This is a genomic window from Streptomyces syringium (assembly GCF_017876625.1).
In the GTDB taxonomy this organism is placed as follows: domain Bacteria; phylum Actinomycetota; class Actinomycetes; order Streptomycetales; family Streptomycetaceae; genus Streptomyces; species Streptomyces syringius.
In genome coordinates this window covers 5,651,976-5,678,754 of record NZ_JAGIOH010000001.1, presented here as the reverse complement: position 1 = coordinate 5,678,754, position 26,779 = coordinate 5,651,976, and the positions used below count along the sequence as shown (strand labels likewise).

Below are 26,779 nucleotides of genomic sequence, written 5' to 3'. Positions count from 1 at the left end.
CCGCTAGCCCCACCGCCCTCCGGGCTGCCGGGTCCCTCGGAGATCCTCCGTATCTCGACCGCCGCCGATGCCCGCTGAGCCCCGTTCACCCCGGGGCCGGGACGCCCGCCGCTCATCCGGCGGAGGTGACAAGGGGGTTGGTGATGGTGACGTAGACGGATTGCGTATCCACCGGGCCCACGAGTTCGTCGAGTCCGTGCAGCCTGGTCAGCAGGTTGGCCTTGCAGCTGAGGGTGGGGGATTCGAGGAGATGGGCCGCGAGGGGGGAGGGGTGGGGGGTGCGGCCCTCGCCCTTCGTCCTGGCGGCCTCCTTGAGGAAGCGGCGGAGCGCGGCCAGCAGGATCCGCTCGTCGGCCAGACGCTGTGCGCCGAACGCGCCGATCAGACCGAGGATGTTGTTGATGCCGAGGTAGTAGGCGAACCGCTCGTCGGCGATGTCGTCGTCCACGAAGGTCTCGCTCTCGGCGCCGATCCCGGGGAGCCCGCCCTCGAGCGCGGGGCGGTGGGACTCCCGGAAGTAGTAGCCCTGGTTGTCGCGGAATCGTCCGCCGACCGGCCAGCCGCCCCGGTCCAGCAGGACGAGGATGTTCTGCTGGTGCGCCTCCAGGGCGATGCCCGCCGCGCCGTCCAGCCAGAGCACGGGTCGCACGACCGCCTCCAGATAGCGCAGGAACCACTCCGCGGAGACCGCCCCGGCGGGCCGGCCGGTGCGCAGGGCGAGCCCCGCGACGATGTCGGCGAGCCGGGAGCCCATGGCCGGACCCCCGTCCTGCCCGGCACGGTCCGGCCAGGGGCGCGGGGAGAGAAGGCCGGCCAGGCATACGGCGTCGTCGCCGGGGCCGAAGGGGTTGTGCCGGATGACGACGTCGAGGCCGGGCAGTGGTGTGCCGTCGGGCGCGTCGACCGCGAGCCAGGCCGGGTCGCGGACGATGTCGAAGCCGAGACCGCCCGGGCAGGCCGCCCGCCACCGCTCGGCGAGGCCGCTGCGCAGCAGGCGGTGCACCTCGACCCCGCGGTGCAGCTCCTTGCGGAGGTTCTCCCGGCGGCTGTTGGTGATGCGCACGCCGAGGGAGAGCTTCAGCATCGCGAGCGCACCGGAGCGGTAGACCGTCCGTACGGAGGAGGTCGGGGACCAGGGCTCGCCGCAGGGGCCGAGGTCGTGGAGCAGTCCGGCGTCGAACAGCCGGGCCACGGCGGGGCGGTCGCGGAGGTCGCGGGCCTGCCAGGGGTGCAGCGGCAGGGGCACGGTGTCCGTGGGGAGCCGCAGGTGGGGGCCGGCGAGCCGGGTGGCCAGCGCGGCGGCCTCCACGGCCCGGCCGCGCTCGGTCCACGCGGAGTCCGTGGCCAGCACGGAGCGGTGGACGGCCAGCCAGTGCAGGGGGAAGGCGCCCCGCGTCTCCGGGGAGTAGAGCGGCGATTGGGTCTCGGAGAAGCCTTCGCGGCTCTTGGGCGCGGGGTGCAGGGGGTGCCCGAGGACGAGCGCCTGCTCGCCGTAGAGGAAGAGGTCTCCCCCGTCGGGATCGGCGGGCCGGGCGCGCCGGTCGGCGATGAACGCGGCGGTGCGGCGTGCGGAGTCGGCGACCCGCCCGACGAGGTCGCCGCTGTCCCCGGTGGACGGCCCGCCCTCGCGCGCGGCGCGGTGGGCGACCTCGCGGCCGAGGAGGGCGGCGAGCGTGACGGCGTCGACGGCCGGGGCGTCGGCGGGAGCGTCCGCCGACACGGGCGGGCCGAAGCGGTGCCAGCCGACGGCGGACCAGTGGACGACGGGGACGAGGAGGGCGGTACCGCTCGCGGGGAGCGGGAGGTGCAGGGTGGGGCCGTCGGGCCGGGGGGCGTCGGTCTCGCGCACCCAGCAGCGGAGCAGGTTCTCCACGGTGGCGGCGTCACCGGCGATCCGCGGGTCGGGGTGCTCCAGCGGGTCGGCTTCGGCGGGGCGGCCGGGGTCCGGGATGACGCCGGGGCGGCCGCTCTGGTGCGGCACCGCCGGGACGGTTTCCTGCCGCGGGCCGGCTTCCCGGCCCTGCCCGGCGGTGGACGCATCGGTGTCGGGGGATGCGTTCATGCGCTGTGCGGCGTGCACCTCGGCGGTCAGACCGGGAATGCGGCGCCTGCCTCCTTCGGCGTGCTGGGGTGGTTCGAGGGGCTGGGGTGCGAGGTGGTGCCGCGGGCAGGCGGCGCGCCCGGCGTCGTCCACCCGCCGGGGCCGCCCGGCGCACCGGCGTTCCGCGACGGGCCGCGATGCCTCCGGGTGCCCGGCCGCTCCAAGGGGCCGAAGGCCTGCTGGTGCGCGCCGTGCGAGAGGGCCGCGAGGGCGTCCGAGAACCGGTCGAGAACCGCGTCCGCCTGCTCGTCCGTGATGGTCAGGGGCGGCAGCAGCCGGATCACGCTGGAATACCGGCCGCCCAGTCCGACGATCAGTCCGCGCCGCAGGCACTCGGCTCGCACCGCGGCGGCTGCCGCAGGTGCTGCCGGGAGTGGCGGGCGACTGCCTCCGTCGGCCGGGCCGGGCGCCCCGGGGTCGACGAGCTCCACGCCGATCATCAGTCCGCGCCCGCGTACCTCCCCGATGTGGTCGCACTCCCCCGCCATCGCTCTCAGCCCGGCCAGCATCCGCTCGCCCAGCGCCGCTGCTCGCTCGGGGAGACGGTTCTCCCGGACGTACTTCAGCGTCGCGGCGCCGGCCGCCATGGCGAGCTGGTTGCCCCGGAAGGCTCCCGCGCGGTCGTCGGTCCGCCCGGCGTCCAGCTCCTCGCGGTGGACGATGGCGGTGAGCGGGAGGCTGCCGCCGATGGCGTCGGACAGGACCATGACGTCGGGGACGACGCCACTGTGCTCGACGGCCCAGAACGCGCCGGTCCGGCCCACCCCGGTGTGCGTCTCGTCGGCGATCAGCGCGATGCCGTGCGCCGCGGTCAGGTCCCGCATCCGGCTCAGCCATCCGTCCGGCGCGGGGATCACCCCGCCCTCGCCCAGGACGGGTTCGACGAGCATCGCAGCCGGGCCGTCCGCCCGGCTCCCGCGGTGCTCCAGCAAGCTCGTGGCCCGGTCGGCCGCCAGCCGGGCGCCGCCCGCGCCGCCGACCCCGAACGGACAGCGGTAGTCCTGCGGGTAGGGCAGCCGGATCACGCTCCCGCCCGGCGCGGCCGCGGCGATCCGGTCGTGGGCGCCGCTGAAGGCGAGCAGTCCGGTGCGCCCGGTGGCCTTCCGTACGAGCGCCAGCGCGGCCCGCACCGCGTCGGTGCCGGCCGGGCCGCAGAAGCGGATCCGCGCCGAGCCGGCCCAGGCGCGCGGCAGCGTGGCGGACAGCTCCTCGGTGAAGGCGTCCCGCACGGGCGTGGCCTGATCCATGACGTGCAGCGGCGCACCGGAGTCAAGGACGGAACGGATGGCGTCGAGCACGACCGGGTGATTGTGCCCGAGGGCCAGCGAGCCCGCCCCGGAGAGGCAGTCCAGATAGCGACGGCCGTCGGCGCCCTCGACGGTCAGCCCCCGGGCGCGCACCGGCACGACGGGCAGCGAGCGGGGGTAGGTGCGGGCCGCGGATTCACGAGTGGGCTGCCGTCGGGGGACCACCTCGCGCGCCGACGGCCCCACGGGCGGTAGCTGGGTCAAGGCCACGGCTCTGGGTCCTCCTGCTGAACGCTGGTCGGCTGTCCCCCGTACGTACCAACGACGCCGCGGGCCACGGAACACGGCCCGAAGACAAGATCCTTCACGGCGGAACCAGGGACCCGCGATCATCCGTCTCCCACCACACCGGCATAGTGTGGGGCCGCGCCCCGTCGCTGGGGCGGTGCATGACAAGTTCATCAGTGCCCGTGCCACCGGTCGCATCGGCGCGCGACCGACAGGACGGGCACTTTTCATGACAAGCCGAGATCAACCACGGGGAGTCCACTCCATGTCACCCATACGCCGGCCGGCCTTGGCGGCCGCCGCCCTCACCGCCGCTCTGGCGCTGACCGCCACCGCCTGCGGGCCGTCCGACGACAAGGCGGCGGGCGGCGACACCAAGCCGAGTGCGACCGCGAGCCAGGCGAGCGACGACCTCCCCAGCCTGCCCAAGGGCATTCCCACGCAGGACCTGGAGAAGTGGAAGCAGAAGTGGAAGGAGGGGGCCTGGAAGAACTGGGACAAGGACCAGTGGATGCGTGAGGCCCGCGACTTCATCAACCCGATGATCAAGGAGCACTGGAAGCCCGGCAACATGAAGGACGCCCGGGCCGGCGACAAGACGCTCGCGTCGAAGGGCGCTCCGGGCACGGTCCCGGGCTCGGGCAGCAGCGACCAGGGCGTCACCGACCCGGAGCCGAGGCCGGTCACCGCGAAGGCCGTCAAGCTCCCCTACCGCCAGAACGCGGCCCCGGTCGGCAAGGTGTTCTTCGACGGCCCGCAGGGGCACATGGTCTGCTCCGCGACCGTCGTCAAGGACCCGGCCCACCCGGGCAAGTCCAACATGGTGTGGACCGCCGGTCACTGCGTGCACGCCGGTCAGAAGGGCGGCTGGTACCGCAACATCGCCTTCGTCCCGTCGTACAACGACAAGGGTCTGCCGGCCTCGCAGGTCAACAGCGCGCCGATGCAGGACGTCGCCCCGTACGGCGTGTGGTGGGCGAACTGGGCGCAGACGTCCTCGCAGTGGATCGCGCAGGGCGCGGAGAGCGGTGGCGCGGGTGCGCCGTACGACTTCGCCGTGCTGCACGTCAAGCAGGAGACGCCCACGGGCAAGTCCCTGGAGGAGACGGTCGGCAACGCCCTCCCGGTCGACTTCAGCACCCCGCAGGTGAAGTCCATCCAGTCCATGGGTGCCTGGGGTTACCCGGCCGCGGCGCCGTTCGACGGTCAGAAGATGTACGACTGCATCGACCGGCCCGGCCGCCTCACCCTGCAGCCCGCGCAGCCGACGATGTACCGCATCGGCTGCACCATGACCGGTGGTTCGTCCGGCGGCGGCTGGTTCGCCAAGGGCGCCGACGGCAAGCTGGCGCTCGTCTCCAACACCTCGATCGGCCCGGCCGGCAACACCTGGCTGGCGGGTCCGCGCCTGGGCCCGGAGGCGAAGGGCGTCTACGACGCGCTCAGCCGGAAGTTCGCCAACCAGTAGTCCGCGGTACCGCATCACGAAGGGCCCGCCCCCGACACCGTCGGGGGCGGGCCCTTCGCTTTCGCCTGCGGAAGCGGCCTCGCGTCAGCCGCGCGCGGCCGGGACGAACCGCTGGAGTTCGGCGGCGAGTTCCTCGTGCACCCGCGCCTTGAGCAGGGTGCCCTCCGGGGTGTGCTCCTCGGAGATCACCTCGCCGTCGGCATGGGCCCGCGCGATCAGGGCACCGTGCGTATAGGGCACGAGCGCCTCGATCTCGACGGCGGGCCGCGGCAGCTCGACGTCGATCAGGGCGAGCAGCTGCTCGATGCCCTCGCCGGTCCGCGCGGACACGGCGATCGAGTGCTTCTCGACCCGCAGCAGCCGCTGGAGGACCAGCGGATCGGCGGCGTCCGCCTTGTTGATCACCACGATCTCGGGCACGTCGACCGCGCCCACCTCGCGGATGACCTCGCGCACGGCGGCCAGCTGCTCCTCCGGCGCCGGGTGCGCGCCGTCCACCACGTGCAGGATCAGGTCGGAGTCCCCGACCTCCTCCATGGTGGAGCGGAACGCCTCGACGAGGTGGTGCGGCAGGTGCCGGACGAAGCCGACGGTGTCGGCGAGGGTGTACAGCCGCCCGCTGGGCGTCTCCGCCCGGCGGACGGTCGGGTCCAGGGTGGCGAACAGGGCGTTCTCCACCAGGACACCCGCACCGGTGAGCCGGTTGAGCAGCGAGGACTTGCCCGCGTTGGTGTAACCGGCGATGGCGACCGAGGGGACCTTGTTGCGCCGGCGTTCCTGGCGCTTGATGTCCCGGCCGGTCTTCATCTCCGCGATCTCGCGGCGCATCTTCGCCATCTTCTCGCGAATCCGGCGCCGGTCGGTCTCGATCTTGGTCTCACCGGGGCCACGGGTGGCCATGCCGCCACCGCCGCCGCCACCCATCTGCCGGGACAGCGAGGCACCCCAGCCGCGCAGGCGCGGAAGCATGTACTGCATCTGCGCGAGAGCGACCTGTGCCTTGCCCTCTCGGGACTTGGCGTGCTGGGCGAAGATGTCCAGGATGAGGGCGGTCCGGTCGACCACCTTCACCTTGACGACGTCCTCGAGGGCGATGAGCTGGCCGGGGCTGAGCTCGCCGTCACAGACCACGGTGTCGGCACCGCTCTCCAGGACGATGTCGCGCAGCTCCCGCGCCTTGCCGGAACCGATGAAGGTGGCCGGGTCCGGCTTGTCGCGGCGCTGGACGACACCGTCGAGAACGAGGGCGCCCGCGGTCTCCGCGAGCGCGGCCAGCTCCGCGAGGGAGTTGTCCGCGTCCTGGGCCGTGCCGGACGTCCAGACGCCGACCAGCACCACGCGCTCCAGGCGCAGCTGCCGGTACTCGACCTCGGTGACGTCCTCCAGCTCGGTGGAGAGACCCGCCACCCGGCGCAGTGCCGCGCGCTCGGAGCGGTCGTACTGATCGCCGTCGCGCTCCCCGTCGATCTCGTGGCTCCAGGCGACGTCCTCTTCCATCAGGGCGTCGGCCCGAAGGCTCTCCGGGAGACTCTGCCGGTCCTGGTCCTGCGGAAGGGAAGAAGAGGAGGTCATTTGATCCTTTGTGTCGTTGGGAAGTGCGGTCCCCGAAATGTGGGGCCGCACCGTCGACAACGCCTGCGGGGCCCCGGTGATTCCCGGACCCGGCCGCCTCGCCGACCCGTTGATGGTCCCATGCCGCCGCCGGGGCGTCACTCTGGTTTCTTGGCGGTCTTCCAGGTGGGGTGGCCCGGCATGGGCGGCGTCTTCGCCTCGTACAGCCAGGCGTGCAGGAACGGCTTCAGATCCTGGCCGGAGACCTTGGAGGCGAGGGCGACGAAGTCGGCGGTGGTCGCGGTGGCGTCCCGGTGCCCGGCGACCCATGCGCGCTCCAGGCGGTCGAAGGCGGGCGCGCCGATCTTCTGCCGGAGGGCGTAGAGCACGAGGGCGGAGCCGTCGTAGACGACGGGCCGGAAGATGCTGATCTTCTTGCCCGGGACCGGGGCCTTGATCGCGGCGGGCGGGCCGCCGTCGGCGCGCCAGGTGTCGGACTGCTCGTAGGCCAGGCGCATGCGGTCGACGAGCGGCTTGCCGGACTTCTCCTGGGCGTACAACGCCTCGTACCAGGTGGCGTGGCCCTCGTTCAGCCAGAGGTCGGACCAGGTGCGGGGGCTGACGCTGTTGCCGAACCACTGGTGGGCCAGCTCGTGCACCATGACCGCGTCGACGTACCAGGCGGGGAAGGCGGCGTTCGTGAACAGACCCCGCTCGAAGAGGGAGAGGGTCTGCGTCTCCAGCTCGAATCCGGTCGACGCGTCGGCGATCAGGACGCCGTAGTTCTCGAAGGGGTACCTGCCGACCTTCTTCTCCATCCAGGCGAGGTGGCCGGGCGTCCTCGCCGTCCACTTCTGCAGCTGCTGCCGGTCGGCTGCGGGCACCACGTCCCGGAGGGGCAGGCCGTGCGGGCCGGTGCGGGTCAGCACGGCGGAGCGGCCGATGGAGACCTGGGCGAGCTCGGTGGCCATGGGGTGGCCGGTGCGGTAGCTCCAGGAGGTGACCGCTCCCCTGGCTCTGCGCCCGGTGGGCAGCCCGTTGGCGACCACCGTCAGGTCCTTGGGCGCGGTGACGTGGAAGGTGAAGCGGGCCTTGTCCGAGGGGTGGTCGCTGCCGGGGAAGACCCGGTGGCCCGCGTCGGCCTGGTTGGCCATGACCAGCCCGTCCCCGGTGCGGACCCAGCCGCCGTCCCCGCTGCCGCGCGGGTCACTGGTGTGGCGGACGGTGACGGTGAAGCGGCCGCCGCGCGGCAGGGCGACCCGCGGAGTGACGACGAGGTCTTCCTTGGCGGTCGCGAAGTCGGCCTGCAGGCCGTTGACCTCGACCGAGCCGACCGTGCCGTGGGTGAAGTCCAGGTTGAAGCTGTCCAGGTCCGTGGCGGCCTCGGCCTCGATGACCGTGACGGCGTCGAGCGGCTTGTCGTTGCCGTGGTAGACGAAGCTGATGTCGTAGGCGGCGATGTCGAAGCCGGGGTTGCCGAGGTCCGGGAAGAGCCGGTCGCCGATCCCTCGCGCGGTGGGGGACGGCTGCGGGGCGGCTGCCCCGATCAGGAGGGCCGCGACGGCGGCGGTCAGGGCGGCGCGGCGGCGTAGGGACCGCCGGGGCTTCGGGGGACGTGCCCCGGGTGTGTGCGGCATGCGTCCACCGCTATCAGCGCGGCAGGCGCCGCGAGTGGCGCCACGGCACTTTGCCACCCGTACGAGCTGCCCGAAGGGCCGTACGGAGTGCCGCCCCCGCCGAAGAGCCGCCCGCTCGGCCCAGCCGGCTCGTCACAGGGGCGCGGCCGCCACCGGCCGGCCCGCCCGCTCGACGTCGTAGACGCCCGGGACCCGGCGCATCGCGCGCATCAGCTCGGGCAGCCGCGCGGCGTCGGACAGCTGGAGCGTGTATGTATGGCGCACGCGCTGCTCGTGGGGCGGCTCGACGGCGGCCGAGATCACCGCCGCGCCCTCCGCGGCGATGGCCTCGGTCAGATCGGCGAGCAGATGCGGCCTGCTGAAGGACTCGGCGCGCAGGGTGACGCGGTAGTCACGGGCGTCGGCGCCGTCCGTGGCCCGCCACCGCACGCCGACCGGGTCGCGTCCGGAGGTGACCATGCGGTCCACCGCGGGGCACTGGGCGCGGTGCACGGTCACGGCGCCGCCGCGCACGGTGAAGCCGGTGACCTCGTCGGGCGGTACGGGCGTGCAGCAGCCGGCGAGCCGTACGTTCGCCGTCGCCAGACCGGCCTGCTCGGCGACGACGACGGGCCCCGCGGGGGCCGGTCCGGCGGCCTTGGCGGCGGGCCGGGGCGGGCCCGGGGCGGGCGGTGCGGGCGGGGCCGTGGGCGGGGCGCCGGGTTCGGGCGTGGGGTGGGTGGCCAGCCAGCGGCCGATGGCGATCCGCGCGGCCGGTGTGCGGGCGTGCTCCAGCCACTCCGGGGACGGCCCGGAGACGGTGTCGGGGGACATCAGCAGCTGGAGCGTGTCGCCGTCGCGCAGGACCGTGCTGAGCGTCGCCAGCCGGCCGTTGACACGGGCGCCGATGCAGCCGTGCGCGCCGTCGCCGTACTGGGCGTAGGCCGCGTCGACACAGCTCGCGCCCGCGGGGAGGCCGATCGTGCCGCCGTCCGCGCGGAAGACGGTGACCTCCCGGTCCTGGGCCAGCTCGTCACGGAGCGAGGTCCAGAAGGTGTCGGGATCGGGGGTGGCGCGCTGCCACTCCAGGAGGCGGGAGAGCCAGCCGGGGCGGGTGGGGTCGACGCGCTCGCCGTCCGGGGAGTCGGGGGTCTCCGGGCCGGCGTAGGGATTGCCGAGGGCGATCACACCGGCCTCGGCGACCCGGTGCATCTGGTGGGTGCGGATGAGGACTTCGGCGGCCTGGCCGTCCTCGCCCGCGATGGCGGTGTGCAGCGACTGGTAGAGGTTGAACTTCGGTACGGCGATGAAGTCCTTGAACTCCGAGATGAAGGGGGTGAAGCACGTGTGCAGCTCGCCCAGGACCGCGTAGCAGTCCGCGTCCTCGGTGACGAGGACGAGCAGGCGGCCCAGGTCCGAGCCGGACGGCTCGCCACGCTTGAGCCGGACCCGGTGCACGGAGACGAAGTGCCGGGGCCGGACGAGGACTTCGGCGGTGATGCCGGCTTCCCGCAGCACCGAGCGCACCCGGGCGGCGGTCGCCTGCAAGGGGTCGGTGCGGGTGGCGTGCGCGAGGACGAGGTCGCGGGTGCGGGCGTACTCCTCGGGGTGGAGGATCGCGAAGACCAGGTCCTCCAGCTCGGTCTTGAGGGCCTGCACGCCGAGCCGCTCGGCCAGCGGGATCAGCACATCGCGGGTGACCTTGGCGATGCGGACCTGTTTCTCGGGGCGCATCACGCCGAGCGTGCGCATATTGTGCAGCCGGTCGGCGAGCTTGATGGACATCACACGGACGTCGTTGCCGGTGGCGACGAGCATCTTGCGGAAGGTCTCGGGCTCGGCCGCGGCGCCGTAGTCGACCTTCTCCAGCTTGGTGACGCCGTCGACGAGGAAGCGGATCTCCTCGCCGAACTGCTCCCGCACCTGATCGAGGGTCACCTCGGTGTCCTCGACGGTGTCGTGGAGGAGAGAGGCCGTCAGGGTCGTCGTCTCGGCGCCCAGTTCGGCGAGGATCAGGGTGACGGCGAGGGGGTGTGTGATGTACGGCTCGCCGCTCTTGCGCGTCTGGCCGCGGTGGGAGGACTCCGCGAGCACATATGCCCGGCGCAGGATGTCGAGGTCCGCGCCGGGGTGGTGCGCGCGATGGACCTTGGCGACGTGGTCGATCGCGTCGGGGAGGCGCCCCCGCGCCCCGGAACCGCCGAGCGCCGCGCGCCCCAGCCGTCTCAGGTCGATTCGGGGGCGGCCGCGCCTGCGGCCGAGAGCACCTTCATTCGTGGCGTCTGCGCTCATGGGCACCTCCGGCGGCATCGACCGGCGGTCGGCTCACGCCTCCAGACCGGTGCTTGATGCTACCGAGCCCATCACGCACCGCTCACCCGCTCTCGCCCAGAGTGAAACGGATCACCCATTCGAGCGAGCCCGCGCCCGAAAGCTCCCGCGAACGGACACGGGGTACGCGGCGACGCCCTCAGCCGAGGACCGCGTCCAGCCAGGACGGGTCGACGACACCCTCCGCGACGATCACGGCAGGGCCGGTCATCTCGACCGTGCCGTCGGGGTTCTCGCTGATCACCAGGCTGCCGCCGGGGAGGTCCACGGTGTAGGTGACGGGATGACCGAGGAGGGCGGGGTCGGCTCCGTCGCGGCGGGCGGCGGCCACCATCACGGCGCAGGCGCCCGTGCCGCAGGAGCGGGTCTCGCCGGAGCCGCGCTCGTGGACGCGCATCGCGACATGGCGCGGGCCGCGGTCGACGACGAATTCGACGTTGGTGCCGGCCGGGTACGCGGAGGCGGGGCTGACGAGGGGGGCCGTGTACAGATTCCCGGCGTCGGCGAGGTCGTCGACGAAGGAGACGGCGTGCGGATTGCCCATGTTGACATTGCGGGCGGGCCAGTCGCGCTCGCCCACGGTGACCGTGATCCCGCCGTCCGGGAGCACCGCGCGGCCCATGCCGACGGTGATGCCCCCGGGCGTACCGTCGGGGCCGTCCTTGGCGATGTGGGCGCGGCGGATGCCCGCGCGCGTGGCGATCGCGAGGTCGCCTTCCTCGGCGAGGCCGGCCCGCTGGAGGTAGCGGGCGAAGACGCGGACGCCGTTGCCGCACATCTCGGCGATGCTGCCGTCGCCGTTGCGGTAGTCCATGAACCACTCGGCCTCGTCGGCCATCGCGCGCGCCTCGGGGTGCGCCGCGGACCGTACGACCCGCAGCACGCCGTCCGCGCCGATGCCGGCCCGCCGGTCGCACAGCCGGGCGACGGCGGCCGGGGACAGCTCGAGCCGGCCGTCGTGGTCGGGGATGATCACGAAGTCGTTCTCGGTGCCGTGACCCTTGAGGAAGGCGATCTGCGCTGTGCTCACGCCTTCGATGGTACGGGGCACCGGTGACAGCGCCCGCGCCCAGGGGTGGGCCCGGGAGGGCACGGGGCGGGCGGCCCCCCGCTACCTCAGGCGCGCCACGCGCCAGACGGCGAGGACGACCAGGAGGGCGACCACGGCCGTGTAGAGGGCCACATACCGCCAGTCCGGCCGGCGTCCGGAGCCCCGCTGCGGCAGGCCGGGCCACGTGTAGCCCACCCGGCGGGCCGCCATCACGCCCCAGCCCGCCGCGCAGCAGCTGATGAGCAGGCCGAGCATGGCGACGACCGGGCCGCCGTCGCCGAATTCGAAGGCGAGCGGGAAGGCGAACATCAGCGAGCCGATAGCTGCGAGCATGACAATCGGTGCGAGCTGCCAGACCCGCAGCCTCCGCTGGGGGCGCAGCTCCCGGAAGGACGCGGGTGCGGCACTGTCGGGTGCGGTGTCCTCGGTGTCCTCGGGGCCGTCCGGAGTCAGCGCCTCCGGCTCGCCGGGCGGCGGCTGCTGCGGTCTGTCGCGAGGACCGGCCTCCATCGCCACGCGCCCTCCCAACTCGGACTTCACGGCTCGATCGAGCTCGATGATGGCACGCTCACACGGTCGCGAACGGCGTGCGGAGCGTCCCGATGCCATCACGTGATCAGGCTGTGACCGCCCGTTCGACCAACCCCAGTGCTTGCCCGGTGAGTTCCGCCCGCCGGTCGGCCGCGCCGCTGAGCCAGTGCACGCGCGCGTCCCGCCGGAACCACGAGTCCTGACGCCGGGCGAAGCGCTTGGTGGCGCGGACGGTCTCGGTCCGCGCCTCCTCCTCGGTGCACTCCCCCGCCAGGAAGGCGAGCACCTGCTGGTAGCCGAGCGCGCGGGGCGCCGTGAGCCCCTCGCGCAGTCCCTCGCGCTCCAGAGCGCGCACCTCGTCGACGAGCCCGGCCTCCCACATGCGGTCCACGCGCACGGTGATCCGCTCGTCCAGCTCGGGGCGCTCGACGTCGACGCCGATCTGGAGGGCGTCGTAGACGGGCTTCTCGCCGGGCAGGTTGGCGGTGAAGGGCTTGCCGGTGAGTTCGATGACCTCCAGGGCGCGCACGATGCGCCGGCCGTTGCCGGGCAGGATCGCCCGGGCGGCGGCCGGGTCGGCGGCGGCGAGCCTGGCGTGCAGGGCGCCGGGGCCCAGCTCCGCCAGCTCCGCCTCCAGCCGGGCGCGTACGGCGGGGTCCGTGCCGGGGAAGTCGAGGGCGTCGATGGTGCCCTTGATGTAGAGCCCGGAGCCGCCGACGAGCACCGGGGTGCGGCCCTCGGCGAGCAGCCGGTCGATCTCGGCGCGGGCCAGCCGCTGGTACTCGGCGACGCTCGCGGCCTGGCGCACGTCCCAGATGTCGAGCAGGTGGTGCGGCACCCCCTGGCGTTCCTCCATCGTCAGCTTGGCGGTGCCGATGTCCATGCCGCGGTAGAGCTGCATGGAGTCGGCGTTGACGACTTCGCCGCCCAGGTGCTGGGCGAGGGCGACGCCGAGATCGGACTTGCCGGCGGCCGTGGGTCCGACGACGGCGATGACCCGCGGTGCGGGAACTGCGTTTTTCACTGCACCAGTCTCGCAAACCTTGGGCTCGCCCCTCGAACGAGCGACGTGACGCGACGCGGCCGGGTTCGTTGCCTGTTGCGAGGTTCCGACGGCCGGTTCACGGGTCGGTGCCCGGAAGCGGCGCAATGGGACGCTCCGGGCGACGCGGGATTTCGCTCACACCAGTAAGGTAATGGAGTAGATATGGGCGTGTTTTCAAGGTTTCGCCGTAAGGCGTCCGAAGCGTCAACCGAAGAGGCCGCGGCTGCCACTCTGACGGCGGAATCGACCGACGCCGAGGAGACGGCCGAGGCGAAGGCGGAGGAGTCCGCCGAGGCCGGCGCGGAGGACGAGGCGGCCGAGGGCGTCGAGATCCCCAAGCAGCAGTCCGCGGAGAAGGCTGCCGACAGCGAGGCCGGTGAGGGCGCCCGTAAGTAGCGTATCGACGAGGAATATCAGGGAGTGCCCGTGAGCCTGTTCGACAATCTCATAGCCAAGCTCGGCCCGGTGAAGGGCAAGGTCGGTGATCTCGCGCAGCAGCACGGGGACAAGATCGGGCCGGTGCTGGAGAAGGCCGCGCAGGTGGTCGACTCGCAGACCAAGGGCAAGTACAGCAGCCAGATCCGGACCGGCACGGCCAAGGCGAAGGACGCCCTCGGCCGGCTCTCCGAGAAGGACGCCAAGGGCGGCGGTACGGGCGCGTCGGGCTCCTGACACCTCGTCGGCGACGGCCGCGGAGCGATACGCTCCGCGGCCGTCGCCATGAGGTCCGGGCTTCAGCGGCCGCCGACGGGGCTAGGACCAGGACGCCACGAAGTACCCCACGCCGTAGGGCGCCTCGTCGTACAGCAGCTCGCCGGTCAGTCCGGCGCCCTCGGCGGCGCCCGCGAGCACCTGCCAGGAGGCGCGACCGGCGGCCTTCACCTCCCGGGCCAGCTCCGCGTCGAGTGCGGCGAGCGCGGTGGTGTCGGCGGAGCCGAGGGCCCGCGCCGCCCCCGCGTCGAACGCGGCGGCCCGTTCGTCGAGATAGCCCGGCGCCTTGAGGGTGCGGCAGGCGCTGCCGTCGCCCATCGCCAGGACCGCGACCCGCCCGGCCCCGGCGGCCAGCTCGCGGCCGGTCTCCAGGCATCGCGCGGTGTCCAGCGGCTCGGCCACGCCCAGGCCCTCGACCGGCGCGGTGGACCAGCTCGTACGTCCCAGCAGCCAGGCGCCCACGGCGAGGGACTGCGGCAGCGCCCGCTCCCCCGCACGCTCGCCCCGCCCGAGTCGTACGTCGACATCGACGCCGAAGCCGCGGAACGATCCCGCCGTGCCCTGCGGGTGCGGGCCGGGGGCCGCGGCGGGGCCGACGACGACGAGCCGGTCGGGGCGGGCGGCGGCGAGTACGGCCACGGCGTCCAGGCACGCGGCCCGCAGGGCGTCCAGTTCGGGTGCGGCCCCGGCGGCGACCTCCGGGACGAGCAGCGGCGGACAGGGGCAGACGGCGGCGGCGACAAGCATGATCCGCAGCCTAGTGGGACGAGGGGCGAGGGTCGCGGCGGCACTCGACGCACCCGGGGCGTCCTGCGCCCCGGACAGCGCGAGGGGCGGCCGGAGCCGCCCCCGGGCGCCGTCAGACGATGCTGCAGCCGCCCGTCGGCGCGGGCAGCGGGGCCGGGGCACCGATGCCCGGCAGGCCCAGCATGACGCCCGCCTTCCCGGCCGGAGCGGCGGTGCGCTTCTCCCACGCGTCACCCGCGCGCGTGCGGCGCACGCCCGTGGTGGGGCCCTCGGCCAGCAGGTGGTGCGGTGCGGCGTAGGTGATCTCGACGGTCACCACGTCGCCCGGGCGGACCGGCTGCTCGGGCTTGGTGAAGTGCACGAGGCGGTTGTCGGGCGCGCGGCCGGAGAGGCGGTGCGTGGCGCCGTCCTTGCGGCCCTCGCCCTCGGCGACCATGACCTCCAGGGTGCGGCCGACCTGCTTCTTGTTCTCGCTCCAGGAGATCTCCTCCTGGAGGGCGACGAGGCGCTCGTAGCGCGCCTGGACGACCTCCTTGGGGATCTGCCCCTCCATGTCGGCCGCCGGTGTGCCGGGGCGCTTGGAGTACTGGAACGTGAAGGCGTTCGCGAAGCGGGCCTCGCGCACGACGTGCATGGTCTGCTCGAAGTCCTCCTCGGTCTCGCCGGGGAAGCCCACGATGATGTCGGTGGAGATCGCGGCGTCCGGCATCGCGGCCCGGACCTTCTCGATGATCCCGAGGAAGCGCTCCTGCCGGTACGACCGGCGCATGGCCTTGAGCACGGTGTCCGAGCCGGACTGCAGCGGCATGTGCAGCTGCGGCATCACGTTCGGCGTCTCGGCCATGGCGGCGATGACGTCGTCGGTGAAGTCACGCGGGTGCGGGGAGGTGAAGCGGACGCGCTCCAGGCCCTCGATGGCGCCGCAGGCGCGCAGCAGCTTGGAGAACGCCTCGCGGTCACCGAGGTCCGAGCCGTACGCGTTGACGTTCTGGCCGAGCAGGGTGATCTCGGAGACGCCCTCGGAGACCAGCGTCTCGACCTCGGCGAGGATGTCGCCGGGCCGGCGGTCCTCCTCCTTGCCGCGCAGCGCCGGGACGATGCAGAAGGTGCAGGTGTTGTTGCAGCCGACGGAGATGGAGACCCAGGCGGCGTACGCGGACTCGCGGCGGGTCGGCAGCGTGGAGGGGAACGCCTCCAGCGACTCGGCGATCTCGACCTGCGCCTCTTCCTGGATGCGGGCGCGCTCCAGCAGGACGGGCAGCTTGCCGATGTTGTGCGTGCCGAAGACGACGTCGACCCACGGGGCCCGCTTGACGATGGTGTCGCGGTCCTTCTGGGCCAGGCAGCCGCCGACGGCGATCTGCATGCCGGGCCGCTTCGTCTTCATCGGGGCCAGCCGGCCGAGGTTGCCGTACAGCTTGTTGTCGGCGTTCTCCCGCACCGCGCAGGTGTTGAAGACGACGACGTCGGCATCTCCCTCCGCGGTGCCCTCGGGCGCGCGGACATAGCCCGCGTCCTCCAGCAGGCCGGACAGCCGCTCGGAGTCATGGACGTTCATCTGGCACCCGTAGGTGCGCACCTCGTATGTCTTCGCACTCATCTCAATCGACCAGGGTACGGGGTCGCTCGGACAACCCGCCCCCTCCCCGCGCGGTACGGGCCGGGTCCGGGCGGGCGGCGGGGGCCGTGATGGTCCCCGATGGTCACGGTTTGGGGCCTGGTCCGTATCCACTCGGGCTGGCAGTATCCGCACCCATGGCTCCCCGACTCCCGCACGTCGACCGGTGCCGTGCCCTGCGAGCGGGCGCGGTGGCCGCCGTCGTGCTCGCACTCCTGGCCTGGTGGCTGGTGCCGTTCGGTGGCGAGACGTCGCCGAGCGGACGGATGTCGTTCGCGACCGGGGTGCCGACCGGGGTGTACGCGAAGTACGGCGCTCTCCTCCAGGAGGATCTGGCCCGCGATCTTCCCGAGCTGGAGGTGCGGCTCAGGGAGAGCCAGGGGTCCTTGGACAATCTGCGGCAGCTCACGGCCGGCAAGGCCGACTTCACCCTGGCCACCGCGGACTCGGTCGCGACCTACCGCGCGTCGGGGCGGGAGGGGGCGCGGTCCCTGCGCGCCTGCGCCCGGCTGTACGACGACTACATGCAGCTGGTGGTGGAGAAGAAGTCGACGGTGGGGTCCGCGCGGGACCTCAAGGGCAAGCGGGTCGGCGTGGGCACGGACGAGTCGGGGGTGCAGCTGATCACCCGGCGGCTGCTGCGCGCCGCGGGCGTCGACTTCGACAAGGACATCACGCCGGTGCGGGTGGGCATCGACCAGATGCCGGGCCTGCTGGAGAAGGGCGACATCGACGCCTTCTTCTGGTCCGGCGGGCTGCCCACCAACGCCGTGCAGACCCTCGGCCGGCGGATGGAGATCCGTCTGGTGCAGCTCGGTGACCTGATAGCGCCGCTGCACGCCCTCGGCGAGAACACGCGCTACTACCGGGCGGCCGTCATGCCCGCGGACGCCTACCCGGAGCTGCGCGCCACGCAGGCCGTCAAGACGATCGCCGTCGCGAATCTCCTGGTCACCATGGACCACGCCGACCCCGAGCTCACGGAGCGGATCACCCGCTCGGTAATACACAGCCGCGACCGGATCGGCGTCAAGGTCCACGCGGCACAGAAGGTGGACCTGCGGACGGCGGTCTTCACCGATCCGCTGCCGCTGCACGCGGGCGCGCGGCGCTATTACCTGTCGGTCAAGCCGTGAGGCGCCCGCGCGTCTCGCCCTGAGCGGGCCCCTCAGGCCTTGGCGGCGCGGCCGCCGGGCTGGCCGGCCCGTGCGCTCTTCGGGATCGCCTTGGTGTCGCCGCCGCCGTCGCGCGGCACCGCGATCGTCGCCCGCAGTCCGTTGGGCTCGTTCGGCGCGTACGAGAGGGTGGCGCCGCCCGCCGCGAGGAGGGCCCGGCTGATGGACAGGCCGAGGCCGGAGCCGGAGACGTTCTGGTGGCGGTTGCTGCGCCAGAAGCGGTCGCCGATCCGGCTGAGCTCGTCCTCGGTGAGTCCCGGGCCGCCGTCGGCGACCGTGATGCCGATGCTGTCGCCGCCGACCTCGACGGTGACGTCCACGCGTGCGTGCGCGGGCGTGAACTTCAGGGCGTTGTCCACCACCGCGTCGAGCGCGCTGGAGAGCGCGATCGGATCGGCCCAGCCGGTCACGGCGGCCGGGCCGCTGTAGGTCAGGGTGACCTGCTCCCGGTCGGCGACCGGGGACCAGGAGCCCACCCGGTCGGTGACGATCTCGGCTATGTCGGTCAGCTGGAGGTCACTCTCGGCGTGCTCGGCGAGGGCCAGGTCCAGGAGGTCGTCGAGGACGCGGGCGAGCCGCTTGCCCTCGGTGCGCACCGAGGCGATCTCCTCGTGGCCGTCGGGGAGGTCCAGGGCGAGCAGCTCGATGCGCAGCAGCAGGGCGGCGAGCGGGTTGCGCAGTTGGTGCGAGGCGTCGGCGACGAAGGCGCGCTGCTGCTCCAGGACTTCTTCGACGTTGTCGGCCATCTCGTTGAACGAGCGGGCCAGGCGGCGCAGTTCGGGCGGTCCGGTGGAGACCGCGACGCGGGAGTTCAGCGCTCCGGTGGCGATGCCGTGCGCGGCCACGTCGAGGGTCCGCACGGGCCGCAGTACCCAGCCGGTGAGCCGGAAGGCGGCTCCCACGGCCAGTAACATCGCCGCGGTCTCGCCCGCCGCGAGCAGCAGCCAGGAGTGCAGGATGCGCGAGCGCAGCTTCCCCGTGGGCGAATCGGTGACGACGACCGCGACGACGTCACCGTCGCGGATGACGGGAGAGGCCACGGCGAGCCGGCCGCTCCGCCAGGGCAGGACCTGAGCGGGGTCGTGGCTGCGGCGCCCGGCGAGCGCCTCCTGGAACGCCTGCCGCCCCTCCCCCTCGGGTGGTACGGACCAACCCGCGGGGGCGACAGCCATGGCCCGCCCGTCGCGGTAGAAGACGCCTACGCGTATGTCGTAGAGATCCTCGTAGCGGGCGAGTTCGGACCGCAGGGTCGTCAGCCGCTCGTCCGCCTCGTCCGCGGGCCCGAACTGCCGGGTGGTGACGAACTGGGCGAGAGCGGCGAACCGGGCGGTGTCGTCGATCCGGTCGACCACCACCCGCTGCTGCTGGACCGCGGCCATGCCCGCCCCGAGCGGGAAGCCCAGGGCCAGCAGGACGCCCGCCATGAGGACGATGAGCAGCGGGAGGAGTCGGGTGCGCACAGGCTCATACTGCCGTCAGACGGCCGGAACGACGATTTTGTAACCGACGCCGCGGACCGTTTCGATGAGTGCGGGCATGCGCAACTTGGCCCGTAGTGAGGCCACGTGCACCTCGAGAGTGCGCCCGGTCCCCTCCCAACTGGTCCGCCACACCTCGCTGATGATCTGCTCGCGGCGGAAGACGACGCCCGGGCGCTGGGCGAGCAGCGCGAGCAGGTCGAATTCCTTGCGGGTGAGCGGGACGGTGGAACCGCTCACGGAGACCTGGCGGTTGGGAAGTTCGATGGTCAGGGCCCCGAGCCGCAGCGCGCACGGGGCATCGGCCTCGTGCGGCTCACCGGGGGCGCTGTCGGCGGGCGGGGTGCGCCGGGCGACCGCGTGGATGCGGGCCAGCAGCTCGCCGGTGTCGTAGGGCTTGACCACGTAGTCGTCGGCGCCGAGGTTCAGACCGTGGATCTTCGAGCGGGTGTCGGCGCGGGCGGTCACCATGATCACGGGAGTGCTGGTGCGTTTGCGGATCTTGCCGCACACCTCGAAGCCGTCCTGGTCGGGCAGGCCGAGGTCGAGCAGCACGACGCCGAAGGGCGCGCGCTCGGCCGGCAGCAGGGCCTGCAGGGCCTCTTCGCCGCTCCGGGCGTGCGTGACCGCGAAGCCGTGCCTGGCCAGTACCGCGGACAGGGCCGCGGCGACGTGGTCGTCGTCCTCTACGAGCAGGAGTCTCATCGGCCCCCCTCCGGGTGGCTGTGGTGTGACACCGCTGTGGTGTGACACCGCATCCACGCTGATGGACGCCCCGCGCGTCAAGGGGGTTCCGGCCGGGAAGGGGTTTCCGTTATGGACCCGGTACGCCCGCGCGTCCGGAGTGTGGCCCACAAGCCCCGTTCACACGGAGTGTCCGTTCGAGTCCGTATCGTTATGCTCAATTTCCGCTCAGATGTAATGACGCTGGTCGTCACGGCTCATTAGGGTCCACCCCAATCGAGGAGGACGGAGCGAGAACGCCGATGAGCGAAGTATCGGTGACCAAGGACGCGGCCCCTGTCGCGGACGCACTGGTCGTCCTGAACAACGTCAACAAGCACTTCGGCGCGCTGCATGTGCTCCAGGACATCGACCTGACCATCGCGCGCGGCGAGGTAGTCGTCGTCATCGGGCCCTCGGGGTCCGGTAAGTCGACCCTGTGCCGGACGATCAACCGGCTGGAGACCACCGACTCCGGCACGATCAGCATCGACGGCAAGCCACTGCCCCAGGAGGGCAGGGAGCTGGCACGGCTGCGCGCGGATGTGGGCATGGTCTTCCAGTCCTTCAACCTCTTCGCGCACAAGACCGTGCTGGAGAACGTGACGCTGGGCCAGATCAAGGTCCGCAAGACGGACCGCAAGACGGCCGAGACGAAGGCCCGTTCGCTGCTCGACCGGGTCGGTGTGGGCGCCCAGGCGGACAAGTACCCGGCGCAGCTCTCCGGTGGCCAGCAGCAGCGCGTGGCGATAGCCCGGGCGCTGGCCATGGACCCCAAGGTCATGCTCTTCGACGAGCCGACCTCGGCCCTGGACCCGGAGATGATCAATGAGGTGCTGGAGGTCATGCGGCAGCTCGCGGCGGACGGCATGACGATGGTCGTCGTCACGCACGAGATGGGCTTCGCGCGCTCCGCCGCGAACCGTGTCGTCTTCATGGCGGACGGGAAGATCGTCGAAGAGGCGCGCCCGGACCAGTTCTTCGCCAACCCGCGCAGCGACCGGGCCAAGGACTTCCTGTCGAAGATCCTCCACCACTGATCGACTCCGGCCGCGCTTCGCGGAACGCCTTTTTACTCCAACGCCCCCCTTTTCCCCCGCCGGGCCGCCGGCGGTTTCGACCACCCAGCGGACACCCGCAGACGCAAAGGATGTTCACCATGAAGCTCCGCAAAACCGCCGCAGCGGCCGCCGTGGTGCTGGCGCTCACCGCGTCCGCGACCGCCTGCGGCAAGTCGGGCAGCCCCGACGACAAGGGCGACAAGGCCAGCGGCGGCGCGTCGGCCCCGACCCTGCCGACGTACAAGGTGAACACCGCCGCCGATGTGAAGGGCTCGCCCGTCTTCGAGAAGATCAAGGGCAAGAAGATCACCATCGGCACCAAGGCCGACCAGCCCGGCCTCGGTTTCGAGAACCCCGGCACCAAGAAGCGCTCCGGCTTCGATGTGGAGATCGCCCGTATGATCGCGGCCGACCTCGGCTTCGACGAGGCGCACATCGAGTTCAAGACGGTCCCCTCCGAGGCCCGTGAGACGCAGATCGCCAGCGGCGGCGTGGATCTGTACGTCGGCACGTACACGATCAACGACGAGCGCAAGAAGCAGGTCGGCTTCGGCGGCCCGTACTACATCGCCGGCCAGGACCTGCTGGTGAAGGCCGACAGCGACATCAAGGGCCCGGACGACCTCAAGGGCAAGAAGGTCTGCTCGGCGACCGGCTCCACGCCGCTCAAGCGGATCAAGGAAGCCAAGTACGGGGTGGGCGAGGCCAAGGCGCAGCAGGGCTACCAGCTCTGTGTGCAGGACCTGGTCAACGGCTCGGTCGACGCCGTCACCACGGACGACTCGATCCTCAAGGGCTACGCCGCGGAGAACAAGGGCGCCCTGAAGGTCGTCGAGAAGCCGTTCTCCAAGGAGCCCTACGGCGTCGGTCTGAAGAAGGACGACAAGGCGCTGCGCGACGCGGTCAACAACGCCCTCGAGGCGCACATGAAGAACGGCGACTGGAAGAAGGCGTACGACGCCACGCTCGGTCTCTCCGGGGCCGCCGCCCAGACCCCGCCCGCGGTCGACCGCTACTGACCAGCGGTGCCTGATCGGTGCCGCGCCGGCGAGGTCCGGCCCCCGGGGTGACCCGGGGGCCGGACGGCCCGGCGCGGCTGCCCGCCACGCGATTTCCGGAGAAGTGACTTGAACGTTCTGTCGGACAACTTCGCGATGTTCCGCGAAGGTTTCCTCGGCACCGTCGAGCTGACGGCGCTGAGCGCGGCGCTCGCCCTGGTGCTGGGCACCCTGATCGCGGCGTTCCGCGTTTCTCCGGTGCCCGCGCTGCGAATATTCGGCACGGCCTGGGTGACGCTGTTGCGCAACACCCCGCTGGTGCTGCTCTTCCTCGCCGTCACCCTGGGGCTGCCCGCGCTCGGCCTCAAGGGCTGGGACTCCTTCTGGCTCGCCGTCATGGCGCTGGGCTGCTACACCTCGGCGTTCATCTGCGAGGCCATCCGGTCCGGCATCAACACGGTGCCGGTGGGCCAGGCCGAGGCCGCCCGCTCGATCGGTATGACCTTCAACCAGACCCTGGGCCAGATCGTCCTGCCGCAGGCGGCCCGGACGGCGATTCCGCCCATCGGCAGCCTGATGATCGCCCTCGCGAAGAACACGGCGATCGCCTCGGGCTTCAACGTCACGGAGCTCGGCTCCGTGCAGAAGACCCTCAACGCCGCCTCGGGCTATGACATTTACGTGATCTTCCTGTGGATCGCGGTCTGCTACATCATCATCACTTTCACGATCAGCGGTCTCTTCCGACTGCTGGAGAACCGGCTGGCGGTGGCCCGATGACCTCGAGCGTCCTGTACGACGTACCGGGCCCCAGGGCCAAGGTCCGCAACCGGGTCTACGGTGTCCTGTCCACCGTCGCCATCCTCGGTCTGATCGCCTTCATCGGCTACAAGCTCGACTCCACCGGCCAGTTCCAGGCGGGCCTGTGGGACGACTACGAGTACGCCGACACCCAGCAGCGGATCCTCGACGGTCTGCTGACGACGCTGAAGACGTTCGCGATCGCCGCGGTGCTCTCCGTGGTGCTCGGCACCGTGCTCGCGGCGGGCCGGCTCTCCGACCACAAGCCCGTGCGCTGGGCGGCCACCACGGTCGTGGAGTTCTTCCGCGCCATGCCGCTGCTCATCATGATCTTCCTGCTCTACGCGGCGGTCTTCACCTCCGAGCCGATGTGGGCCCTGGTCATCGGCCTGACCCTGTACAACGGCTCGGTGCAGGCGGAGATCTTCCGGTCCGGCATCAACGCCGTGCCCCGGGGGCAGAGCGAGGCGGCGTACGCGATCGGGCTGCGCAAGACCCAGGTGATGACGGGCGTCCTCGTCCCGCAGGCCGTCCGCTCGATGCTGCCGTCGATCATCAGCCAGCTCGTGGTGACCCTCAAGGACACCTCGCTCGGCTTCATCATCCTGTACGAGGAGCTGCTGTTCGTCGGCAAGGCGTTCGCCCAGCAGACCCCGCCCGTGAACGGCGTCTACGCCTTCATCCCGATGGTGATCGTCTTCGGTTCGATCTACATCCTGCTCTGTCTGGCCCTGTCCTCCGTCGCCACGTGGGTCGAACGGCGCACACAGCGCTCGCGCAAGGGCTCCCCTCCCGCGATGCCCGCCAACGACCCGACCATCACGGGCGCACCCGGGGGCCAAACGGCCTAGACCGGTGCCGGGCGGCTCCGGCGCGTGTCGCCCCAAGGCCGACCGCACGACACGACGGTGACGCCCCGTCGGCCCGATCGGGCCGACGGGGCGCACGCGTTCCGGCGCGCCGCGGCGAACGTCATGGTCACTTGACGCAAGCACCCGCAATGGGTTGCATACGTTCTGTGATCGCGCACCGTGTTCCCCCCGGCTGTCCCCCGATGACCCGTACGCCCCGTACGGGCGGTACGCACCGCGCGACCCGCCACGGGATCGCCGGTCCTCACGGGTGGGAAGGAGCCGTGCCGTGGACCCGGTGATCATCGTCGGGGCCGGCCCGGTCGGCCTCACCCTGGCCCTCGCCCTGACCCGGCACGAGGTGCCCGTCGTCGTCCTCGAGGAGGGACCGGCGGGCCGCGCTGAGGGAGCGGACCCGGCCGGTGCGGCCGGCGGCGCGGACCCCGACGACGGGCGTCTGGCCCGTACGGCCGTGCTGCGGCCGGACACCGCCCGGATGCTGGAGCGGCTGGGCTGCGCCACCGGGGACGGTGCCCGGTGGACCGGCTGGCGCACGGTACGGCGCCGCGCCGTGGTCGCCCAGCTGACGTTCCGGGAGCGCGAGGGCTTCGGGCACGTCAAACCGCCCGGCCGCTTCGGCGACTTCGAGGAGGAGCCGGGCGAGCCGTCCCCGCTGCACCTGCCGCAGTACGCGCTGGTCCGCGGACTGCGGGCCGCCCTCGCCCGCGAGGGCGGGGCACGGATCGTCGGCGGCAGCCGGCTGGACACCCTGGAGCAGGACGCCACCGGGGTCACCGCGCACACCCGGGGCGCCAACGGCGCGACGTGGCGCGGAAGTTATCTGGTGGGCTGCGACGGTGCCCGTTCCGTCGTCCGCAAACTGCTGGGCGTGCGTTTCCCCGGCCGCACGGCCGTGGAGCGGTACGCGGTCGCCGCGCTCCGCGCCGAGCTGCCCTGGCCGGGCGAAGCCGTGCTGCACCGCGCGCCGCCGCACGGCGGCGGCGAGGTGACGGCCCGTCCGCTGCCGGACGGGGTCTGGCGGCTCGACTGGCTGCTGCCGCCGGGCCGCGATCTCGTCACCCCGGATCTGCTGATCGCTCGGGTGCGCGATTCCCTGTACACGTGGTGCGGAGAAGTGCCGCCGTACGAGCTCCTGGACACCGGTGTGCACGCCGTGCACCACCGGCTCGCCCGCCGCTGGCGCACCGGCCGGGCGTTCCTCGCCGGGGACGCCGCGCATCTGCTCGGCGCTCTCGGCACCCAAGGGCTCGACGAGGGGCTGCGGGACGCCGACAACCTCGCCTGGAAGCTGGGACTGGCCTGGCACCAGGGCGCCTCGGACGCCCTCCTCGACAGCTACCAGGCGGAGCGGCGGGGCGCGATCGGCGCCCGGCTGCGTGCCGCGGACCGGGTGCTGCCGCCGGTGCGCGGCGCGGGTGGCTGGCGCGCGGTGCGGCGAACGGTGGTGCCGGGCGCGGCCCGAGGGCACGACGGGCTGCTCGGCGACGGGCACTTGGGGCGCGGACCGCTGGGCGCGCCCTACGTGTACACCCGTACGCCCCTGGCCCCGGCCGCGCCTCCCGCGGGCACCGTCCCGGTGGGGACGGCCGTGGGGGCGCCGGTGGTGGACATCCCGGTGACCGCCCCGGACGGTTCGGACGCCCGGCTGCGGGACCGGCTGGGCGGCGGTCTGCTGGTGGTGCTCGTCGCCCCCGGTACGGGCGTGTGGGAGCGCCGGCACTGGCTGGGCGCCGGGCTCATGCCACGGCTCGCGGCGGCCGTCTGCGCCCTGCCGATGCCCGCGGAACTGCTGGTCACCGAGGGGTATCCGGGGGCCGCGGCGCACACGGTGCTGCTGGTGCGACCGGACGGGCATCTGGTCGCGGCGCTGGCCGGGGTGCGTCCGGCGGAGCTGTACGCGTGCGCGGACGCGGTGCGTGGCGGCGCGGTGGGGACGCCCGATGTACGCGAGACGGGAGCGGCCGGTGGCGGCACGGAGATCGCCGGGATGGCCGGGACCGCCGGGAGCGGGATGGCCGAGGGACACACGGAACGCTTGGACCGGGCCGGAGGCCCGCATGCCGGACGGGTGGGACAGGCCGGACGGGCGGGGCTCGCGGGGGCGCCCGACGGAGCGGCCAGTGAAGCTACGGCCAATCGTTGACCCGTCCGGACCATCGTGGTTGACTCCGGAGCGTGACTGACAGCGGCGCGCGTTTCTGGCGGAGGGTCCATCTGGACCTGGTCCGCTATGCGGGCTGCGTATGTCGTCCGTCCTGCTGATCCGCTGTCTCTTTCGCGCGACCGTCTTCCCGCCGCTGCCCGCGGGACGTCGCGCGCTCCTTCGCGATCCCTCAGGATGGTCCTCCTGTGTCTCTCCCCGTCGACGCGTCCACGCTTCCCGTTTCTGACACGTCCGCCGCTTCTTCCACCGTTTCCCCCTCGGACGTCCCCGCGCCTTCGGCAGCCGATCTTCTGGAATTCGCGCGCCGCACGGCTGCCGACACCGCGCTCGTCGCCTCGCTCCCCCTCGACCCGGAGGGCCGCACCTGGATCCGGCTGGAGGGACCGGGCGGAAGTGAGGCCTGGCTGATCGGGTGGCCGCCCGGCACCGGCACGGGCTGGCACGACCACGGGGGCTCGCACGGAGCCTTCGCGGCGGCGATGGGACGGCTGACCGAACAGTCGCTGGCCGCCCAACTGCCCACCGAGGGCTGGAAGGTACTGGAGCTGGCGGACGACGTCGATCGTCAGCGGCAGCTCGCCGACGGACAGGGCCGGGCCTTCGGACCGCACCATGTGCACCAGGTGTTCAACGCCTCGGCCACGGAGCACGCGGTGTCCGTGCACGCCTACTACCCGCCGCTGCCGATGATGCGGCGCTACAGCCGGGTGGGACAGGTGCTGCGGCTGGAGCAGGTCGAGTGGGCGCAGGAGTGGGCATGAGGATCGAGGAGCTGCTGGCCGCCGCCCGCGCGGACCTCGACCGCCTCGACCCGGCCCAGGCCGCCGAAGTGCAGGCCGGGGGCGGCCTGCTGGTCGACATCCGCTACGCGGCGCTGCGGGAGCGGGACGGGACCATCCCCGGGGCGCTCGTCGTGGAGCGCAATGAACTGGAATGGCGGCTCGACCCGGTCTGTGACCACCGGGCGGCGGAGGCGAGCGGTCACGACCTGCGGGTGGTCGTGATCTGTGACGAGGGCTACGCCTCCAGCCTGGCCGCCGTCTCCCTGCGCCGACTGGGCCTGCGCCACGCCACGGACCTGGTGGGTGGTTTCCAGGCCTGGCGGGCGGCGGGGCTCCCGGTGGTGCCCTGACGGCAGGCGTGGCCGTACGGACGCGGCCGTGGCGGCGTGCCCCTGCGCGCCACCTCTTCGGGCCGGTGCT

Annotated in this window: 24 protein-coding genes; 12 read left to right on the top strand and 12 right to left on the bottom strand. The window is 72.6% G+C overall.

Annotated elements, in window-relative coordinates; genetic code table 11:
* Nucleotides 1-112 precede the first annotated feature (112 nt).
* Nucleotides 113-2,062, bottom strand: coding sequence for an IucA/IucC family protein (locus tag JO379_RS25375; RefSeq protein ID WP_209517096.1), 1,950 nt, complete (start codon nucleotides 2,060-2,062; stop codon nucleotides 113-115).
* 26 nt (nucleotides 2,063-2,088) lie between these two features.
* Nucleotides 2,089-3,618: an aminotransferase class III-fold pyridoxal phosphate-dependent enzyme gene (locus tag JO379_RS25370; protein WP_242626435.1), complete on the bottom strand. Its 1,530-nt coding sequence runs from the start codon at nucleotides 3,616-3,618 to the stop codon at nucleotides 2,089-2,091.
* Nucleotides 3,619-3,901: 283 nt separating this feature from the next.
* On the opposite strand from JO379_RS25370, the gene JO379_RS25365 reads away from it, so the two are divergent.
* On the top strand, nucleotides 3,902-5,104 hold the full coding sequence (locus JO379_RS25365) for a trypsin-like serine peptidase (protein ID WP_130881827.1): 1,203 nt from the start codon (nucleotides 3,902-3,904) through the stop codon (nucleotides 5,102-5,104).
* Between the two features lie 84 nt (nucleotides 5,105-5,188).
* Here the strand turns inward: JO379_RS25365 and hflX are convergent, their stop codons facing one another.
* From hflX to miaA, 6 genes are all read right to left on the bottom strand, one after another.
* Nucleotides 5,189-6,676, bottom strand: coding sequence for a GTPase HflX (gene hflX / locus JO379_RS25360; protein ID WP_130881828.1), 1,488 nt, complete (start codon nucleotides 6,674-6,676; stop codon nucleotides 5,189-5,191).
* Nucleotides 6,677-6,813: 137 nt separating this feature from the next.
* Nucleotides 6,814-8,292, bottom strand: a complete 1,479-nt coding sequence (locus JO379_RS25355; protein WP_130881829.1) for a M1 family metallopeptidase — start codon at nucleotides 8,290-8,292, stop codon at nucleotides 6,814-6,816.
* Between the two features lie 132 nt (nucleotides 8,293-8,424).
* The gene (locus tag JO379_RS25350) at nucleotides 8,425-10,563 is read right to left on the bottom strand and encodes a RelA/SpoT family protein (RefSeq protein WP_209517094.1); all 2,139 of its coding nucleotides are present in this window, start codon (nucleotides 10,561-10,563) and stop codon (nucleotides 8,425-8,427) included.
* 178 nt (nucleotides 10,564-10,741) lie between these two features.
* On the bottom strand, nucleotides 10,742-11,632 hold the full coding sequence (dapF, locus tag JO379_RS25345) for a diaminopimelate epimerase (RefSeq protein WP_130881831.1): 891 nt from the start codon (nucleotides 11,630-11,632) through the stop codon (nucleotides 10,742-10,744).
* Between the two features lie 81 nt (nucleotides 11,633-11,713).
* Nucleotides 11,714-12,163 carry a hypothetical protein gene (locus tag JO379_RS25340; protein WP_130881994.1) on the bottom strand — a complete coding sequence of 150 codons (450 nt, stop codon included), beginning with the start codon at nucleotides 12,161-12,163 and terminating at the stop codon, nucleotides 11,714-11,716.
* A gap of 106 nt (nucleotides 12,164-12,269) precedes the next feature.
* Complete coding sequence (miaA, locus tag JO379_RS25335) at nucleotides 12,270-13,208, bottom strand: tRNA (adenosine(37)-N6)-dimethylallyltransferase MiaA (RefSeq protein ID WP_130881832.1); 939 nt, start codon at nucleotides 13,206-13,208, stop codon at nucleotides 12,270-12,272.
* Between the two features lie 183 nt (nucleotides 13,209-13,391).
* On the opposite strand from miaA, the gene JO379_RS25330 reads away from it, so the two are divergent.
* Together JO379_RS25330 and JO379_RS25325 are read left to right on the top strand one after the other, a co-directional pair.
* Entirely contained in the window at nucleotides 13,392-13,625 is a 234-nt protein-coding gene (locus tag JO379_RS25330; RefSeq protein WP_130881833.1) for a gliding motility protein, read from the top strand.
* A gap of 30 nt (nucleotides 13,626-13,655) precedes the next feature.
* Nucleotides 13,656-13,901 (top strand): antitoxin, encoded by a 246-nt coding sequence (locus JO379_RS25325; protein ID WP_130881834.1) that lies wholly within the window; start codon nucleotides 13,656-13,658, stop codon nucleotides 13,899-13,901.
* A gap of 81 nt (nucleotides 13,902-13,982) precedes the next feature.
* Here JO379_RS25325 and JO379_RS25320 read toward each other — a convergent pair whose 3' ends face one another.
* Together JO379_RS25320 and miaB are read right to left on the bottom strand one after the other, a co-directional pair.
* Entirely contained in the window at nucleotides 13,983-14,687 is a 705-nt protein-coding gene (locus JO379_RS25320; protein WP_209517092.1) for a class III extradiol dioxygenase subunit B-like domain-containing protein, read from the bottom strand.
* 112 nt (nucleotides 14,688-14,799) lie between these two features.
* Complete coding sequence (gene miaB, locus JO379_RS25315) at nucleotides 14,800-16,287, bottom strand: tRNA (N6-isopentenyl adenosine(37)-C2)-methylthiotransferase MiaB (RefSeq protein ID WP_130881836.1); 1,488 nt, start codon at nucleotides 16,285-16,287, stop codon at nucleotides 14,800-14,802.
* Nucleotides 16,288-16,442: 155 nt separating this feature from the next.
* Here miaB and JO379_RS25310 point away from each other — a divergent pair, with 155 nt between their 5' ends.
* The gene (locus JO379_RS25310; RefSeq protein WP_130881837.1) at nucleotides 16,443-17,441 is read left to right on the top strand and encodes a TAXI family TRAP transporter solute-binding subunit; all 999 of its coding nucleotides are present in this window, start codon (nucleotides 16,443-16,445) and stop codon (nucleotides 17,439-17,441) included.
* A 32-nt stretch (nucleotides 17,442-17,473) separates the two neighbouring features.
* On the opposite strand, the gene JO379_RS25305 is transcribed toward JO379_RS25310, so the two are convergent.
* Together JO379_RS25305 and JO379_RS25300 are read right to left on the bottom strand one after the other, a co-directional pair.
* Nucleotides 17,474-18,940, bottom strand: a complete 1,467-nt coding sequence (locus JO379_RS25305) for a sensor histidine kinase (RefSeq protein ID WP_130881838.1) — start codon at nucleotides 18,938-18,940, stop codon at nucleotides 17,474-17,476.
* 15 nt (nucleotides 18,941-18,955) lie between these two features.
* The gene (locus JO379_RS25300) at nucleotides 18,956-19,663 is read right to left on the bottom strand and encodes a response regulator transcription factor (protein WP_130881839.1); all 708 of its coding nucleotides are present in this window, start codon (nucleotides 19,661-19,663) and stop codon (nucleotides 18,956-18,958) included.
* Nucleotides 19,664-19,944: 281 nt separating this feature from the next.
* Between JO379_RS25300 and JO379_RS25295 the strand changes: the two genes are divergently transcribed.
* From JO379_RS25295 to JO379_RS25265, 8 genes are all read left to right on the top strand, one after another.
* The gene (locus JO379_RS25295) at nucleotides 19,945-20,721 is read left to right on the top strand and encodes an amino acid ABC transporter ATP-binding protein (protein ID WP_130881840.1); all 777 of its coding nucleotides are present in this window, start codon (nucleotides 19,945-19,947) and stop codon (nucleotides 20,719-20,721) included.
* A gap of 119 nt (nucleotides 20,722-20,840) precedes the next feature.
* The gene (locus JO379_RS25290) at nucleotides 20,841-21,761 is read left to right on the top strand and encodes a glutamate ABC transporter substrate-binding protein (protein WP_130881841.1); all 921 of its coding nucleotides are present in this window, start codon (nucleotides 20,841-20,843) and stop codon (nucleotides 21,759-21,761) included.
* 108 nt (nucleotides 21,762-21,869) lie between these two features.
* A complete protein-coding gene (locus JO379_RS25285; protein WP_130881842.1) occupies nucleotides 21,870-22,520 on the top strand; it encodes an amino acid ABC transporter permease in 651 nt (216 codons plus the stop codon).
* Nucleotides 22,517-23,392 carry an amino acid ABC transporter permease gene (locus tag JO379_RS25280; RefSeq protein ID WP_130881843.1) on the top strand — a complete coding sequence of 292 codons (876 nt, stop codon included), beginning with the start codon at nucleotides 22,517-22,519 and terminating at the stop codon, nucleotides 23,390-23,392. The genes JO379_RS25285 and JO379_RS25280 overlap by 4 nt, the downstream gene beginning before the upstream one ends.
* A 289-nt stretch (nucleotides 23,393-23,681) precedes the next feature.
* Complete coding sequence (locus JO379_RS25275) at nucleotides 23,682-25,556, top strand: FAD-dependent oxidoreductase (RefSeq protein WP_130881844.1); 1,875 nt, start codon at nucleotides 23,682-23,684, stop codon at nucleotides 25,554-25,556.
* Nucleotides 25,557-25,588: 32 nt separating this feature from the next.
* Nucleotides 25,589-25,675: a putative leader peptide gene (locus JO379_RS34220; protein WP_361520831.1), complete on the top strand. Its 87-nt coding sequence runs from the start codon at nucleotides 25,589-25,591 to the stop codon at nucleotides 25,673-25,675.
* Nucleotides 25,676-25,867: 192 nt separating this feature from the next.
* The gene (locus tag JO379_RS25270; protein ID WP_242626480.1) at nucleotides 25,868-26,338 is read left to right on the top strand and encodes a cupin domain-containing protein; all 471 of its coding nucleotides are present in this window, start codon (nucleotides 25,868-25,870) and stop codon (nucleotides 26,336-26,338) included.
* Nucleotides 26,335-26,709, top strand: coding sequence for a rhodanese-like domain-containing protein (locus JO379_RS25265; RefSeq protein WP_130881846.1), 375 nt, complete (start codon nucleotides 26,335-26,337; stop codon nucleotides 26,707-26,709). Before JO379_RS25270 ends, JO379_RS25265 begins: the two co-directional genes overlap by 4 nt.
* The last annotated feature ends 70 nt before the right edge of the window (nucleotides 26,710-26,779 follow it).

Excerpts from the sequence above, each read along its gene's own strand:
- JO379_RS25310 (WP_130881837.1), top strand. The coding sequence starts at position 16,443 with ATGGCTCCCCGACTCCCGCACGTCGACCGGTGCCGTGCCCTGCGAGCG.
- miaB (WP_130881836.1), bottom strand. The coding sequence starts at position 16,287 with ATGAGTGCGAAGACATACGAGGTGCGCACCTACGGGTGCCAGATGAAC.
- JO379_RS25330 (WP_130881833.1), top strand. The coding sequence starts at position 13,392 with ATGGGCGTGTTTTCAAGGTTTCGCCGTAAGGCGTCCGAAGCGTCAACC.
- JO379_RS25355 (WP_130881829.1), bottom strand. The coding sequence starts at position 8,292 with ATGCCGCACACACCCGGGGCACGTCCCCCGAAGCCCCGGCGGTCCCTA.
- JO379_RS25290 (WP_130881841.1), top strand. The coding sequence starts at position 20,841 with ATGAAGCTCCGCAAAACCGCCGCAGCGGCCGCCGTGGTGCTGGCGCTC.
- JO379_RS25300 (WP_130881839.1), bottom strand. The coding sequence starts at position 19,663 with ATGAGACTCCTGCTCGTAGAGGACGACGACCACGTCGCCGCGGCCCTG.
- JO379_RS25375 (WP_209517096.1), bottom strand. The coding sequence starts at position 2,062 with ATGAACGCATCCCCCGACACCGATGCGTCCACCGCCGGGCAGGGCCGG.
- JO379_RS25320 (WP_209517092.1), bottom strand. The coding sequence starts at position 14,687 with ATGCTTGTCGCCGCCGCCGTCTGCCCCTGTCCGCCGCTGCTCGTCCCG.
- JO379_RS25340 (WP_130881994.1), bottom strand. The coding sequence starts at position 12,163 with ATGGAGGCCGGTCCTCGCGACAGACCGCAGCAGCCGCCGCCCGGCGAG.
- JO379_RS25350 (WP_209517094.1), bottom strand. The coding sequence starts at position 10,563 with ATGAGCGCAGACGCCACGAATGAAGGTGCTCTCGGCCGCAGGCGCGGC.
- JO379_RS25265 (WP_130881846.1), top strand. The coding sequence starts at position 26,335 with ATGAGGATCGAGGAGCTGCTGGCCGCCGCCCGCGCGGACCTCGACCGC.
- hflX (WP_130881828.1), bottom strand. The coding sequence starts at position 6,676 with ATGACCTCCTCTTCTTCCCTTCCGCAGGACCAGGACCGGCAGAGTCTC.
- JO379_RS25365 (WP_130881827.1), top strand. The coding sequence starts at position 3,902 with ATGTCACCCATACGCCGGCCGGCCTTGGCGGCCGCCGCCCTCACCGCC.
- JO379_RS25295 (WP_130881840.1), top strand. The coding sequence starts at position 19,945 with ATGAGCGAAGTATCGGTGACCAAGGACGCGGCCCCTGTCGCGGACGCA.
- JO379_RS25280 (WP_130881843.1), top strand. The coding sequence starts at position 22,517 with ATGACCTCGAGCGTCCTGTACGACGTACCGGGCCCCAGGGCCAAGGTC.